This is a genomic window from Natrinema pellirubrum DSM 15624, from assembly GCF_000230735.2.
In the GTDB taxonomy this organism is placed as follows: domain Archaea; phylum Halobacteriota; class Halobacteria; order Halobacteriales; family Natrialbaceae; genus Natrinema; species Natrinema pellirubrum.
On sequence record NC_019962.1, the window covers coordinates 2,960,154 to 2,975,048 of the forward strand.

General features: G+C 64.5%; 12 protein-coding genes. 6 read left to right on the forward strand and 6 right to left on the reverse strand.

What is annotated here, in order from left to right; genetic code table 11:
* The first annotated feature begins 75 nt into the window (after window positions 1-75).
* From NATPE_RS14275 to NATPE_RS14290, 4 genes are all read left to right on the forward strand, one after another.
* Window positions 76-1,476 (forward strand): nucleotide sugar dehydrogenase, encoded by a 1,401-nt coding sequence (locus NATPE_RS14275; protein ID WP_006181226.1) that lies wholly within the window; start codon window positions 76-78, stop codon window positions 1,474-1,476.
* A gap of 113 nt (window positions 1,477-1,589) precedes the next feature.
* Window positions 1,590-2,663, forward strand: coding sequence for a DUF354 domain-containing protein (locus NATPE_RS14280; protein ID WP_006181227.1), 1,074 nt, complete (start codon window positions 1,590-1,592; stop codon window positions 2,661-2,663).
* Complete coding sequence (locus NATPE_RS14285; protein ID WP_006181228.1) at window positions 2,660-3,622, forward strand: glycosyltransferase; 963 nt, start codon at window positions 2,660-2,662, stop codon at window positions 3,620-3,622. The genes NATPE_RS14280 and NATPE_RS14285 overlap by 4 nt, the downstream gene beginning before the upstream one ends.
* Entirely contained in the window at window positions 3,612-5,591 is a 1,980-nt protein-coding gene (locus NATPE_RS14290; protein WP_006181229.1) for a glycosyltransferase family protein, read from the forward strand. Before NATPE_RS14285 ends, NATPE_RS14290 begins: the two co-directional genes overlap by 11 nt.
* 361 nt (window positions 5,592-5,952) lie before the next feature.
* On the opposite strand, the gene NATPE_RS14295 is transcribed toward NATPE_RS14290, so the two are convergent.
* Both NATPE_RS14295 and NATPE_RS14300 read right to left on the reverse strand, forming a co-directional pair.
* Window positions 5,953-6,531 (reverse strand): metal-dependent hydrolase, encoded by a 579-nt coding sequence (locus NATPE_RS14295; protein ID WP_006181230.1) that lies wholly within the window; start codon window positions 6,529-6,531, stop codon window positions 5,953-5,955.
* Window positions 6,532-7,521 (reverse strand): DUF1616 domain-containing protein, encoded by a 990-nt coding sequence (locus NATPE_RS14300; RefSeq protein ID WP_006181231.1) that lies wholly within the window; start codon window positions 7,519-7,521, stop codon window positions 6,532-6,534.
* Between the two features lie 381 nt (window positions 7,522-7,902).
* Between NATPE_RS14300 and NATPE_RS14305 the strand changes: the two genes are divergently transcribed.
* Window positions 7,903-8,514 carry a DUF7344 domain-containing protein gene (locus tag NATPE_RS14305; protein WP_006181232.1) on the forward strand — a complete coding sequence of 204 codons (612 nt, stop codon included), beginning with the start codon at window positions 7,903-7,905 and terminating at the stop codon, window positions 8,512-8,514.
* Here the strand turns inward: NATPE_RS14305 and NATPE_RS14310 are convergent.
* Both NATPE_RS14310 and NATPE_RS14315 read right to left on the reverse strand, forming a co-directional pair.
* Entirely contained in the window at window positions 8,507-9,055 is a 549-nt protein-coding gene (locus tag NATPE_RS14310) for a hypothetical protein (RefSeq protein WP_015299161.1), read from the reverse strand. The genes NATPE_RS14305 and NATPE_RS14310 overlap by 8 nt on opposite strands.
* Before the next feature lie 146 nt (window positions 9,056-9,201).
* Complete coding sequence (locus NATPE_RS14315) at window positions 9,202-10,905, reverse strand: asparagine synthase-related protein (protein WP_006181234.1); 1,704 nt, start codon at window positions 10,903-10,905, stop codon at window positions 9,202-9,204.
* A 215-nt stretch (window positions 10,906-11,120) separates the two neighbouring features.
* Between NATPE_RS14315 and NATPE_RS14320 the strand changes: the two genes are divergently transcribed.
* The gene (locus tag NATPE_RS14320; protein ID WP_006181235.1) at window positions 11,121-12,449 is read left to right on the forward strand and encodes a polysaccharide deacetylase family protein; all 1,329 of its coding nucleotides are present in this window, start codon (window positions 11,121-11,123) and stop codon (window positions 12,447-12,449) included.
* A gap of 113 nt (window positions 12,450-12,562) precedes the next feature.
* Here NATPE_RS14320 and NATPE_RS14325 read toward each other — a convergent pair whose 3' ends face one another.
* Window positions 12,563-13,741, reverse strand: a complete 1,179-nt coding sequence (locus NATPE_RS14325) for a PKD domain-containing protein (protein ID WP_015299162.1) — start codon at window positions 13,739-13,741, stop codon at window positions 12,563-12,565.
* A 141-nt stretch (window positions 13,742-13,882) separates the two neighbouring features.
* A complete protein-coding gene (locus tag NATPE_RS14330) occupies window positions 13,883-14,857 on the reverse strand; it encodes a glycosyltransferase family 2 protein (RefSeq protein ID WP_006181237.1) in 975 nt (324 codons plus the stop codon).
* Window positions 14,858-14,895 lie beyond the last annotated feature (38 nt).

A 14,895-nucleotide genomic window follows, 5' to 3' on the forward strand; every position in this document is an offset into this window, starting at 1 on the left:
GGACCGCGGGCGCATCGGTTTCGGACATCGCCGTCGCACGCGGTCGTGTGACGGTCCAGCGACAACGCATCACCCATGACTACGATAATCAGCGATACGGAGGAGACAGCGGACGAGGGAACGAGCGGCCAGTACGCGTTCGAAACGAGCGATGAGGGAACTACCCTCGAACACCCGACGGACCGGTCCACGCGCGAAGCGACGATCTGCGTCGTCGGACTGGGGTACGTCGGACTGCCGCTTGCGGTCGGATTCGCCCAGTCGGACTACCGCGTGATCGGATACGACGTCGACGACGTGACCGTCGGCCGACTCCAGGAGGGTGTCGACACGACCGGTGACCTCCCGGACGAGGCGATTCAGGACGGCGATATCTCCTACACGACCGACGCGACCTCGATCGCCGAGGCCGACTACGTCATCATCGCCGTTCCGACGCCGATCGACGACGACGAGCGGCCGGACCTCGGCTACGTCGAGAGCGCGGCGGCCACCGTCGGCTCGAAGATGGAACCCGGGACGACGGTCGTCCTCGAGTCGACGGTTTACCCGGGGACGACGCGCGAGGTCCTCGCTCCGGCACTCGAGGACGCGTCCGGACTGACCGCCGGCACGGACTTCTTCGTCGGTTACTCCCCGGAACGCGCCACGCCGGGCGACGACGAACACGGTCTCGCAGACGTCGTCAAGGTCGTCAGCGCACAGAACGAGAAAGTGCTGGAAGACCTCGCGACGCTGTACGAGTCGGTCGTCGACGCGGGCGTCCACCCCGCCCCGTCGATCGAAGTCGCCGAGGCCTGCAAAGTCGTCGAGAACGCCCAGCGGGACCTCAACATCGCGTTCGTCAACGAACTCTCGATGGCGCTCGACAACATGGACATCGACAGTCGGGCCGTTCTCGAGGCCGCGGGCACGAAGTGGAACTTCCACGATTACCGACCGGGACTGGTCGGCGGCCACTGTATCCCGGTCGATCCGTACTTCTTCGCGTACCGATCGGCACGGGAGGGCTTTGACCCCGAACTCATGCAGACGAGTCGGCAGGTCAACGAATCGGTCCCCGATCACGTCGCGGAGCTGACGATCAAAGCGCTCAACCAGAGTCACAAGACGCTCCGCGAGAGTCGCGTTCTGGTACTCGGACTGGCGTACAAAGCCGGCGTCGGAGACATTCGCAGTTCGAAGATCGACGCCGTCATCGACGCCCTTCAGGAGTACGACATCGATATCGCCGGATACGATCCGTTCGCCGACGGCGACGCGGCCCGGGAATCGTTCGGCATCGAGGTCCAGGAACGGCTCGCGTTCGAGGGCTTCGATGCCGTCGTCCTCGCGACGCCCCACGCGGAGTTCGAACAGTTGGATCTCGAGTCGGTAGCGAGGAAACTCACCGACGACCCCGCACTGATCGACGTGACCGGGACGGTCGGCGAAGACGCCGCCGTCGATGCGGGATTCGTCTACCGGGGGTTGTGAGGCGATGCGAGACCAGCGATACGTAACCGGGACGGTGACGGGCCGTACGGCCACTCGCCCATCGCCGGTCGGAGCCGCTGTTCCAGCCTGTGCGGAGATGGGGGTGTCGTGACATGCGCGTCATGATAACGATACAACACCCCGGTCACGTCCACTTCTTCCGGCACGCCATCGAGGAACTCGAACACCGGGGTCACGAGGTCCACGTCTTCGCCCGCGAGAGCGACGTCGCCGTCCAACTCCTCGAGGCGTACGACATCGACCACGAGGTACTGGCCGGCGACTCCGATTCGCTGGTCTCGCTGGCGGCAGTCCAGGCGACGTACGAACTCCGACTACTCCAGCGGGCGCGGCGACTCGAGCCGGACGTCATCACGGCCATCGGCGGCGTCGCCGCCGCCCACGTCGCGTCGGTGGTCGGCGCGAAGAGCCTGGTCTTCTACGACACCGAACACGCGACCCTCGTCACGAAACTCAGCTATCCGTTCGCGGACACGATCTCGACGCCGGAGTGTTACCGAGACGATATCGGCCCGAAACAGGTGACGTATCCGGGGTATCACGAACTCGCCTATCTCCATCCCGAGCGGTTCGAGCCCGATCCGGCCGTCCTCGAGGCCGTCGGTCTCGCGCCCGAGGAGTCGTTCGCCGTGGTTCGGCTCAGTAGCTGGACGGCCTCCCACGACGTCGGCCACGGCGGTTTCGACGACCCGCACGCGGTCGTCGATCGGCTCGAGGCGGCGGGCCTGCAGGTCTTGCTCACCGCGGAGGGCGAGCCGCCGGCGGCCCTCGAGTCCTACCAGTTCACGACGGCACCGGAGCGAATGCACGACCTGCTCGCCGCCGCAGACGTCGTTCTGAGCGAGGGGGCGACGACCGCGGCCGAGGCCGCCGTCCTCGGCACGCCGGCCGTCTACGTGAACCCCCTCTCCCTGGGCTACACGGCGGAACTCGACGCGGAGTACGGACTCCTGTTCGAGTACACCGGCGAGGAAAGACACGTCCACGGCCTCGAGCGGGCGGTCTCGGTCCTCGCGGAACCCGACGACACGTGGGCCCGCCGGCGCGAGCGCCTGCTCGCGGATCGGATCGACGTGACGGATCTCGTCGTGCAACAGCTCGAGACGATCGCACAGACGCGGACGGCCGACCGACCCGCTCCCGCAGCGAACCCGGACCGATCATGAACGTCCTCCAACTGGTTACCTCGCGACGGCCGTTTTTCGACCAGCAAGTATCGGCCCTCGAAGATCGCGGCGTCGACTGTACGGTTCTCGAGGTCCCGGGCCGACACAGCGGCGATTCGGGCCGGTCGCCCGCGGCGTACGCACGGTTCTATCCGAACGTCCTCTCGGCGGTCCGCTCGTCGTCGTTCGACATCGTTCACGCGAACTACGGCCTCGTCGCGCCGTTCGCGCTCGCACAGCCGACTCGACCCGTGGTGGTGACCCTGTGGGGAACGGACCTCATGGGCCAGCAGTCGTGGCTCCGATCGGTCAGTCGGTACGGTGTCCGACGGGCGGACGCCGCGGTCGTCCCGAGCCAGCCCATGTCGCGGGAACTCGAGACGGATCACGACCTGATTCCGTTCGGCGTGGACACTGACCTGTTTCGGCCGATGTCTCGAGCGCACGCGCGCGAGTACGTCGGGTGGGAGACCGACCGGCCGGTCGCGCTGTTCCCGTACGACCGGACTCGAGCGGTGAAGGACTTCCCGCGGGCTCGGCGACTCGTCGAGCGAGCCGAGGTCGACGTCGAACTCCGAACGGTCACCGGCGTCGATCACGCGGAGATGCCCTACTACATGAACGCGAGTGACCTCCTGCTTGTCACGTCGAAGCGCGAGAGCGGGCCGATGGTCGTCAAGGAAGCCGCTGCGTGTGATCTGCCGGTCGTCTCGACCGACGTCGGCTTCGTCCACGAGACGGTTGGCGACGTGACGAACTGCGTCGTCAGCGACAACGACGGTGCCCTTCTGGGCGGCCTCGAGCGGATCGTCGAAACGGGCGACCGAGCCCACAGTCGCGATGCCGTCGACGGACTGTCGGTCGATTCGCTCGGCGAGCGTCTCCACGGGCTGTATCGCCGAGTACTCGACCGAGAGGAAGCGACCGGCTATCCGACGGGGGTCAGTCATGACGTATAGCTCGCTGTCGGAACTCCGGCCGTTGCGACTCGACACCGTCGCAGCGATCGTCGGGCTCGTCCTCGCGCTCGTACTGTTCCCGCTCAGATTCCTCGCATCACAGATCTACATCCAGACGGTCCCGATCGTCCTCGGGACCGCGTGTGCGCTGTATCTCCTCTCGCTGTATCAGCGCGACGACGCACGGGACGTCCCGACCCTGCCGTCGCCGGTAACGATGGCGCTTCCGGGCATCGTTTTCGCCGGACTCGCCGCACTCGTGCTGCTGACGGTCGTCCAGGGAGCCAGAACGCCCCTCTTTTTCGGGGCGGCAAGCGTCGTCGGGACGCTCGTCGTCGCCCAGATCGTCTTCGCAAGCGACCGGGACTTCCATTCGGGGCTGTTGTTGCTCCAGATCGTTTGCTTCGCGGTCGTCTTCCGGTTTACCGCGCTGTACGCGACGCCCGGCTACATCGGGATCGACATCTGGACCCATCGCGAGTTCGTCGAGGCAATCCTCACGGAGGAGTCACTGAGTGCGATCTCCCACGACAAACACTACGGATCGCCGTTTTACCACCTGCTGGTCGCCGCCTCGTCGTTGCTGTACGACGTTCCGATCCGCGCCGCGTTGTACCTCTCCGTCGGCCTCGTGATGCCGCTCTCGGTCCTGCTCGTCTACGCGACGACGAACTTGCTCGTCACACAGCGGTGGGCGGTACTGGCGACGGCGCTCTACGCGTTCGCGAGTCACGTCGTGCGGTGGGGGACACATCACATTCCCACGAGTCTGGGGCTCGTCTTCTTCCTCGCGATGTTGTACGCGCTGCTCAGGGTGATGCGGATCGAGTACTCGATCCGGGACTTCTCGTTGCTGTTACTGCTGAGCGTCGCCGTCATCCTCACACACCAGGTATCGACGTTCATCATGCTCGTCTTGCTGCTGGCGGCGTTTCTCGCCCAGGTGGTGTTCGTCGTCGGCCCGTTCGGGCTCACGCGCCTCGATACGAGCGTGTTCCGAACGAAAAAGCCGGTCAACCTCGTCGGGCTCGTCGTCTTCAACCTCGGGCTGACGATCTTCGTGTGGTCGCTGACACCGTACCGGCAGGAGTCGTTTCTAGCGACCGTGTTGAGCTACTTCACGCAGACGCTCAAGGAGAGCGCCGGCTTTCTCAACACCGCAGGCGAATCCTCGTCCGATAGCAGCGAGGCGGGGACCGAGGCCGCACAGACACTGCTGGACCAGATCGTCCCCTACGTGGACGTCCTGGGCTTTCTGTTCCTGCTCGGTGTGACGTTCGTCGGGTGTCTGTACGTCGTCCACAGGCGCCGCGCCGAACAATCGGTGTTTACCCTCCTGCTGGCGGCGGCGTTCATGTTGGTGTTCGTCCTCGGATTACCGATGTTCGGCGTCCGGACGTTCATCCCGACCCGCTGGTTCGCGTTCCTCTACGCGCCGATGGCCATTCTCGGCGCGATCGGGTTGCAGACGCTGCGCGGGAACCTGTCGCCGTCGCTCGCCACCGCCGTCCTGTTGGTCGTCGTTCTCGCCTATCCGGGTGCGATGTTTCTCGCCCCGGAAAGCAACGCCGACGATCCGGTGTTTTCCGACCACCACGAGCGCCTCGCATACGACGAGTCGGAACTCGCCGCGGCCGAGTCGATCGCCGAACTGACCGGCTCGCCAGAGGGCGACGAGATCCGGCCGGATCAGCAACTCCACACCGACCACCCGTATCAGACGCTGTTCAAACGGACCGGCGCGTATCCGTCGACGACGACCGCGACGGTCCCCGAAGGCGGTAGTGCGGACCACGACTACACGGTCTATCGATCGGCCCAGTCGACCGATGCCACGTATGTCACGGACTCGGACGAGAACGCACGGATTGCGGACCTCTCACGGACACAACTCTGCCGGCCGGAGCAAGCGACGGTCTACACGAACGGCGACGTGACGATGTGTACGCCGTCCCCGGCAGCGAGCTAATCGTCTTCCCCTGTCATTGGGCCGGTGTCCTCGACGATATCAGATCGCGCTCGAGCCGCGGATTCGACGACGAGCGAAATAGTGCTTCTGCCGTCGCGTTTCGTCGGTGGTAGTTCGGTCGCTGAGCGACCGATCGCGGCCCATCCGTTGCCCGGCGGATCGAGAACAGTGACAGTTCGAGACCGAGCCGCCGGTCACCCCGTCGCGACGACGAGTCGATCGGTACCGTTATCGACGTCGACTCGATCGCTCTCGCTCCGGTCGGTCTCCATCGAACGACCGCGAGAACGGACACAGTAGCACACAGCGCGACTCGAGTCACACGGTGGAGGAAGACACTCTTCTGCGGCAGCCAACCCGGTCAGCGAGCCCGACGGGCGCGCAGTAGTCGCCACATGTCAGCCGCGACCGGCGCGCCGTCGGCGACCCATAGCGAGAACACCGCAAGCCCAAGTAGTAGCTGAAACAGGACCTGCAGCGTCATGCCGCCGGCGAGAAGCAGGCTCACGTACCGGCCGACGTACAGACCGAGATGGTCGAGAAACCCCCCGTGAGCGGTCGCTGGCGGTGACGCGAGCGGCCAGAGGACGGTCCGGGGATCGACCGCCCCATCTCTGAGCAGTTGGCTGAGCAGGTCCGCAAGCGGGTGAGAGAGATACGCGATCGAGAACGCACCCGCAAGCGTTCGACGGCCCCACCGGGCGGCCACCGCGTACGCACCGAGACAGACGAGCGGCGCGACGAAGATCGAGTGACCGACGGAGTAGCCGGCGTCCGTGAGTCCGACCGTCCAGGCGAGGGGTTTGTCGAGCAGATCCGGGAACTGTGAGCCAACGGCGACGGCGAGTACCCCGCACGCCGAGGGCGGCTCTCGAGCGATCGTATTCGTGGCTAGCGAGTAGAGAACGTACGCGACCGCGAGGTGTTCCCACGGCCACATCTATGTCACCTCGATCGGCAGGTGAATCGCACGATAGGCGTTCTCCGTCGTCGGCTCCGCCGGCGGTTCGCCCACGTAGAGCAACAGCGTTACCCGTAGGTTGTCGCCCCGCATCGACGGCGTGATCGCGAGGGTCTGTCCGTGGGAGTCGCCGGCGGCGACCGTCGCAGTCCGCCTGTCTACTTCGGTCGATTCGCGGACGGTCGTCGCGTTCTCCTCGTAACTCACCCGCTGGAGCAACGCCACAGTCGTGTAGGTCCGTTCTTCGTGTTCCCGGTTCGTGATCGTCGCCTGCAGTTCCTGTGGCTCGCCCGCAGTATAGGTCGACTCGTACATCGTGTCGGTCTCGCCGGTGACGTTCTCGGTTTCGACCGAAAACTCCGTGAACCCGTCGTGTTGTGGCGGATTCGCGAGGGCGAATCCCCCGCTCGCGAGCAACAGGACGAGCCCGATCACGATCGCCAGGTTGTACGGTCGACGGCTGGTCCGCTCGTACGGACTCGGCCGTCCGCGATCGAAGAACGGGGAGACCGGCGAAATCGACGGCACGAACCGTCGATCGGCCGGACAGCGGTAGCGAGAGACGATCGCGAGGAGCGCGAGGACGACGGTGAGTATGGAGAGTCCGAGGAGGATCGGTTTCAGCGCCACACCCCTAGGGGTTACGGTCGCGAAAAGGGCAATCGCGGGAACGAGGGCAACGCTAAAGACGACTGATAGGATCGTCCGCTCGATCGCCTCGAGCCCGCCACTGACCAGCAACGGATTCCCGAGTCCCGTCTTCTCGTCGTCGAAGGATTGGTACTCGTCGTTCGGTTCGTCCGGAAAGAGTGCGGAGACGAGCGCATACCCGGGTAGAAAGAGGACGAGGGGAATCGTCAAGACGATTCGTTCGATGCCGGAGAGACCCGAAATGATCCCGAACATGAGCCCGCCAGTGACTGCGATGACGACCGCGAGATCGAAAAACCACCAGTCGGTGTCGCTCATTTCCTCGTCACTAGCGGGTGGTGATGGTTTATTATCGCCAGAATAAGCCCGCCCCATCGGGTCAGATCGGTACCGAACCATAACGAAGCCGATAGTGAATAGCCGCCCACTCACAACAGTGGATTCCGTGAACGTCACGCGGTCATGAACGGTCCAAAACTCGCTATAAGATTCCGAACGATGTATCCTCAGTAGGCGTGAAATAAATGCCCTATTGGATATCTCGTATCGTGGTTTTCAACCCCTATAATCACCAGTATCGGGGTTTTAAAAATATAGAAAAGACAGATAGAATCCCATGGAAATACATAAAATCAGTAATTCTCGGATACACGGTTTCTATGCTTTATTACCTCCCTCTGACTACGGAAGACTGGCGAAATGAAAGCGAAACATATCAGCTCCGAAGAGAAAAGTGGGCAGGGGACGACCGACGACGCTCAGGACCCGGCTGACGAAGCTGATAACCCCTCCGAGGAGCCACCGTTTTCGAAAGACGAAATCTTCCATCTCCTCCAGAACGAACGCCGGCGCATGGTTCTCCGGTATCTCCGGGGCACCAACGGGCCCGTACGCATGCGAGACGTCGCAGAACAGGTCGCCGCGTGGGAACACGATACTACCGTCGACGGACTCACGTCTACCCAACGCCAGCGCGTCTACATTCCGCTGTACCAGTCCCATCTCTCGAAACTCGATAACGCGGGCCTGATCGAGTATCAGAAGAACCGCGGGATCGTCGAACGAAAGCCCCTCGCCGATCGCGTCGACACGTTCCTCGAGCTGGATCCGTCCGAGGACTCGCCCGACGAGACAGACGTTGAGAGTCCCGAGTGGCAGGATTCCTATATCTTCGCGACGGTCGTCTCCTACGCGATCCTCCTCGGTGCAGTGATGGAGATGCCGTTCACTTCGCTTCTCTCAGGGATCGGCTTGAGCGCACTCATCCTGTCGCTGTTCACCGTGCTTACGATCCGCCGGCTCGTCAACTGACGGCGGCTGCCGTCACACTGCCGAGGGAGAACAACCGGCGCACGGTCTGCGGTTCGATCTGTGCGCTCGTCACAACCACACCGAACGCGAGTACGACGAGCAGTACACCGATGGAGATCGCGACGAGTACGGTCGGCGAAACCGAGTGAGTCCCGTCGACGGGCGTCGCCGAGCGCTCGACCAGTCCCTGTGTTTCGTCGAACTCGATGGCTCCCGATGCATCCAGTGCCGGCAGCCGGTCCTCGTAGAGGCGCTCGTGGACGGCCGCCCACGTTTCGATCGGCGGGTCGGCTGGTTCGACCAACGCGTCGGTAATTTCGTCGACGGTGGCGGGCATGACCATCTCGTCGAGGACGGTCACGAGAGCGGCGTTTGACTCCGGAAGGAACTCCCCCACCCGAGTATCGGTGTCGTCTCCCGCCAAGAAATCGCAGCCCGGGGCATAGACCGTCGTCGACCCGGCATCAGGATCGGACTCCTCGGACCGCTCTTCAGCGGAATCCGCCGACGAAGAGCGCAACCAAGATGGCGTCAGACGCATATTCCAGGCTAACTCCCCGTGGTATATAAGGTTTCTCACGGTTTATTTCCCGTAAACTGAATAGGTGGCTGTTAGGCGCTGTTCACGGGAGTTCGCCGCGGCCGCACATATCGGATAATAGAACTGTCGCCGCTGTGGCTCTCTGGTTATGCGACCGCTGGATCCGGGGGTCGAAGCCAGGAGCGCAGTCGCATTGCTCCCTCCGGCCGGAACTCGAGCCACCCGCGGAGGTCGATGACCCTGAGCTTGTGGCGGGTCGGGAGGCTGTGGACGTGCGGTAGGTCGCCCAGATGCCGCTGATCGAAGTCGTGTCGTTCGAAGAGTGCCTCCCGGTCCGGCCAGGGAGGTTCGAACGACGAGAGAAACGGGGTCTTCCGGCGGACGAAGCCTTCGATCTCGTTGAAAAGCGTCGTCTCGTGTGGGCGGTCTGGGGGTCTGTGTCGCAAGATGTCGTCGTCGATCCGTTCACACGCCCGGAGGAACGTCTCCGTCGTTCGGCGTTCCGGCGGGGTCCGGAGATGCCAGTCGATCAGGTCCCGATCGGCCGCCAGAAACGACGTCAGGAAGTTGTCGGAGAGGTGATTGTGAAACGGCATCGATGGCTGATTGGCGATTCCACAGCAGGTCAGTGCGTTCTGTATCCGGTCCGCACGCGACCGTCTCGAGTCGAACTCGTCGCGGATCGCCCCTCGGACGAACGCGTCCGGATCGACGGCGAACGAGGTCCGCTCGGCGAGATCGAGGCTGGTTTCGCGGCTGTATCCGAACTTCTCGAGCAAGGCATCGACGGGGTCCGGGTCGGACTCGAGGCGACCGGTCGGAACCCGCTTGCCGAGGACGTCGACGGTGTTCTCGGCGGTAAAGTGACCCCGGAAGAACGTATCACAGAGGAGGCCGTGATACATCGTGTCGACATCGATCTCGTCGGTGTAGCCCGCGTGATGGATGTGCAACGACTCCTTGATGCCCTGTGAGTACCGGCGCTTCGACTCGTCGGGTCGGAGGTACCGCTCGTCCGGCGGGAAGGCGGTGTGGCTCGCGCCGTATTGTGCGGCGACCGCTCTCGCGCCGCGGACCTCCTGTGCGTCTAGCGATCCGACCGTGTAGCTGTGGGCTATCTCGGGGAGTTGCGAGAGGATGATCCGCGAGTCATAGCCCGCCGAGAGGAGGACGCCCTTTCGGCCGGGGAGGACCGATCGCCGACGGAGCGCCCGCTCGAGACGATCGGCGAGTTCCCCGACCGCGTCGAAGTCCGCTGCCGGCTGGGGATCGTAGACGAACCGATCGAGCGGGTCGATCGCCGTCGACGTGAGTCGGCTGTCGAGCGGGACCCGACGGAGTTCCGAGAGCGGCGTCTTCTCGCCCAGGGCCACCCCCAGATGTAGGAACTCGAGGACACCGTCTCGGTCGAGCGTCGGCTCCGTGACGGTTCGACCGACCGAAGCGGCGTCGGTTCCGAAGGTTCGAGGTCCCGGTTCGTCGGTGTAGAAGCACTCGCGGGAACGGACCGGATCCGTGGCGATAACCGCCTCGTCGGTCGGCCCGGCGTCGATCACGGCCAGATACGAGCCGTTGAGATCACGGAGCGCATCGATACCGTCCGCCCGGTAGCGCTCGAGGAGCCAGCGAGCCGCGTTCGGGTCGTCCGTGGGGACGTACGATTCGCCCCAGACGAGACAACGGCCCTCGTCGCCGGTGTACGTGGCGCTCCAGCCCGGAGCGCCGAGGTCGGAATCCCTGATTCCGACCGTGAGCGTCGGCCCGGCGAGTACCTCGTCGAAGTCGTCGCTGGATCGAAACTGCTCGAACGTGTCGATACCGCCGAATACACCGAAGAGTTCCCTGTTCATCGTCGAAGACCACCTCGCAGACGGCGTCCGGATGCGGGGACGGGTCCGAACGGCCGTCCGCACGTCCGCCTCCGTAGCTTTCCTCCGGCCGAGCGTGCAATTACTATGCGACTGTTAAGCACCGGTTCGACGGGGCCGAGTCGATCCCGACGACGGTCGATCCGGCCTATCGGATCTATAATAATAGGATCGCTGTCGGTAGCATCGGCTCGCCAATGACACGGAAACGCGCCACGCGACGTCGGTTCCTCGCACTGTCCGGTGCAGTCGGTGCCGTCGGAATGGCCGGCTGTGCGGATCGTATCGAGTCGGCGGTCGATCGGGTCGACACCGGTTCGTCGAACGGGACCGATGCGCCGGACGACTCGGCCACGCCGGGGCTTGCGGACGGCGTCCCAGCGCTCGAGACGGCGTTCGATAGCCGGGACCGGTTCCGGCAGCCGGGCGAATCGCTGGACGACTTCGGCGATCTCGACGCCTGGACAGTCGTTCAGGGCTCGGGAACGGCCGACACCGACGTCGTTTTCGACGGCGAACAGAGCTTCAGGCTCGAGTCGAACGGGAGCGAGAACGTCATCGCGGAACGGAGCCTCGACGGCGAGGACCTGACGGCGACGGATCTGTCCGTCGCGGTGCGAACGACGACGCCCGACAGTATCGCCGTCAACCTGCGTCTCGTCGACCAGTTCGGGAGCGAGAAGGTCTACTCCCTCCGCCAGATCAGGTACCGTGCGCCCGACGTCGGCTGGTTCAGAACGAGCCCCGGCGTCTTCCAGCAAAGCGAGCCCGAGCCCTCGCTGGATCACCTCGATCGGCTCGAGGTGCAGGTGCTGCACTCGATGCCGGAAGCGGAAGTCTGGATCGACGACCTGCGCACCCACGAGACGCCCGATCAGGGCTATGTCATGTTGAGCTGGGACGACGGAACGCTCGACTACTACGAGACGGCCGCGCCGCTGCACGACGAGTACGGGTTCCCGGCAGTGCAGGCACCGGTGCCGCGGTGGGCCGAACAGGGTGTTGACGGGCACATGTCGATCTCGGAACTGCAGGACCGACAGGAGGCAGGCGATCAGATCGTCGTCCACGGAACCCACGACCCGATTCACGAACTCGACGACGCGGAGACGATCGACGAACGGCTCAGACGGGACAAACAGTGGTTCGTCGACAACGGGTTCGAGGGGGCGAACTACATCGTCCATCCGCACAACAGTTTCGACAAGACGAGCCTCGAGCGGACGACCGACTATCACTACTGTGGCGGGTTCAACCAGGCCGGCAACGTCAACACGACGAGCGTCTACGGCTTCGATCCGCTCGCCCTCCCGCGGACGATCGGGCACGACCTCGACATCTCGAAGCAGTGTGTCGATCTGGCTGCCAAACACAACCAGTGTACGATTCTGAACTTCCACACGTTCGAGGCCACCAACACGATGCCCGAGGACGACTACGAGTCGTTGCTCGAGTACATCGACAGTGCTGACATCGAGGTCATCACGTTCGACGACCTCTGGAAGCTGCGTGTGGCCGACCACTGATTCGGGCCCCACGAGGGCGTTTCGTCGAGCGGGAGTCGCGTACCGAATCGACCGACAGCGGGTAACGATGCGTCTCTCTTTCGAGGCAAGTACTGGACTGCAACGAGAAGCGGTTAGCAGTCCGTCGAGAGCGTGAGCCGATCGACATCAGTCGCTCCGTCGTCGTCGACGACGCGCAACGCCACCGGGTGGTCGCCGGTCGCGCTGATCGTCACGTCGATCGTCTCCCCGGTCTCGTCGAACGAGCCGGTATCACCGAGACGCCACTCGTAGCGGACGAGTTCTCCGTCCGGGTCGGACGACTGTGACGCGTCGAGCGTGACCGTCTGCCCGGGCTCGAGCGTCGTGTCGGAACCCAATGCCGGGGCGGTCGTGATCCGTGCAGTGGGTGACTCCCCGGTCTGGCCCTCGTCGTCGGTGCCGTCGTCGACCGGTTCCGAGGGCTCCGCGTCGTCCCGGTTCTCGGGAGGACTGCCGTCGCCGGCGTCCTCGAGCAACAACTCGCCCGCGAGGAGCCGGTCGACGATCGCCGTGTGCCATCGGACACGAGTTTCCAGTTCGACGCCCGTCGAGAGCGTCTCCGCGAGGAACGCATCGGCCCCCAGATCGCGGGCGGCTTTGTGGACGAGCAAGCCGGTCGGATCGCTCTCGGGGCTGGAGAACGGCCCGGGCCGGAACTCGAGTTCGGGGTCGTCGACGAACTTCCGGGTCACGGCGTCGGCGACAGCGCCAGCGGTGTCGGCGGCCGCATCGCTCTCGCCGTGAAAGATCGCCTGGCCGACGCCGTCCATGGGATCGCCCGCGTAGATGCCCGTCGACTCGTGGAGATCGACGACGACGTCCGGGTCGTATTCGGTGATGACGTCCCAGATGGCCCCTGCGAGTTCCGTTCCCGGGGGTTCACCCTCCGGGAACTGTCGATTGAGATTGTTTCCGTCGTCGTCGGTTCTCGTCCCGCGTTCGATGGCGACGGCGTTGGCCGCCGGGATCGCGACGAGCGTGCCGGCGTCGATCGGCCAGTCGGCAATCCGGCCGGCGGCCGTATAGCCCGCGACTTCGTTCCCGTGGATCCCGCCGACGACGACCGCCGTCGGTCCCTCGGCGTCCGCGGTTGTCACGTACACCGTCGTCTCTTCCGGCGTCCCCTCGCGAACGACGAACGACGCTCGAGAAACGGTCCCCGCGTCCGATCGGTCCGTATCGCCGACGACGCTGGCGGCGCTTGCACTCGCGAGTACACAACTGGCTGTGACGGCCAATACGGATCGTCGTGAGTGGATATCACGTCTCATCCGGTCGACCCGTCGGTTCCGAACGGGTTTACTACAGGTGCGATAACCGATGGAAACAGTACCGTTTCAGTTCTGCAACCGTCCCGTCGTGCGTCGATTCGTGCTGTTCGGTGCCGATTCGAGACGATCGGTGCGGACCGCTCACTCGGAACGCGTGTGTCGTCCGAGCGTGATTACGACCAGCAGGGCGACGAGCGCCACGACGATCGGTCGCGATCGCCGTCGAAGCCCGGCCCCGGCGACCCAGCAGACGCCGGGATACGTCCGCGGCGACGCCCCAGCCTTGCGGAAGTGCCAGAGGGCCCGCAGGAACCGCCCCTCCGCGAAGTACCGCTTTGCGATGATGAGTTCGTGCCTCGAGCGGATCTCGTAACCCTCAGCCTCGAACCGCTCGACCTCGGATTCGTAGGTCGACAGGTACTGTCGGCTCGCAGTTCTCGTCACGTCCGCGGGCGGATGGCCGGTCTCGTTGCGGCGAACGAGTGCCGCGTCGACGTACGCGAGGTTCCCGCACTCGAGGACGCGCAGACAGAACTCCGGATCCTGGAACCGGTCGAGATCCTCGTCGAAGCCGCCGACCTCTCTGGCGACGTCGGTGCGGACGAGCAGCGTCGACCCCGCGCCCGGCTGAACGTTGTCCGCGAGGATCTCGCCGATCAGTTCTTCACCACCTTCTCTCGTCGGTTCGTCGTCCGAGCGAGCGAGTACGGACGCGGCGATCGACCGGAGCCGTCCGCTCGCGCCGGAGAGGTCGTATGCCGTCCCGCAGTAGGCGCCGACCCAGTCACTCGAGCGATCCTCGAGGGCCGCGAGCTGGCGCTCGAGTTTCGTGGGCTGCCACTCGTCGTCCGAATCGAGGAAGGCGACGTACTCGCCGTGAGCGTGTTCGAGTCCCGTGTTCCGGGCGACGTTTGCGCCCCGGTTGGTCGCGTGGAGTACGGGCCGCACCCGCGGGTCCTCGTACTCGGCCAGCACCGACTCGGTGTCGTCGGTCGAACCGTCGTCGACGACGACCACCTCGAGGTCGTCGATCGTCTGTGCGAGCGCGCTGTCGATCGCGCGCGGAAGCGTCGCCGCTCTGTTGTACGTCGGGATGATGACGCTGACGCGAGTCATTTCCCGGCAGTTCCGGCGCGTCTCGGATTATTATCGCG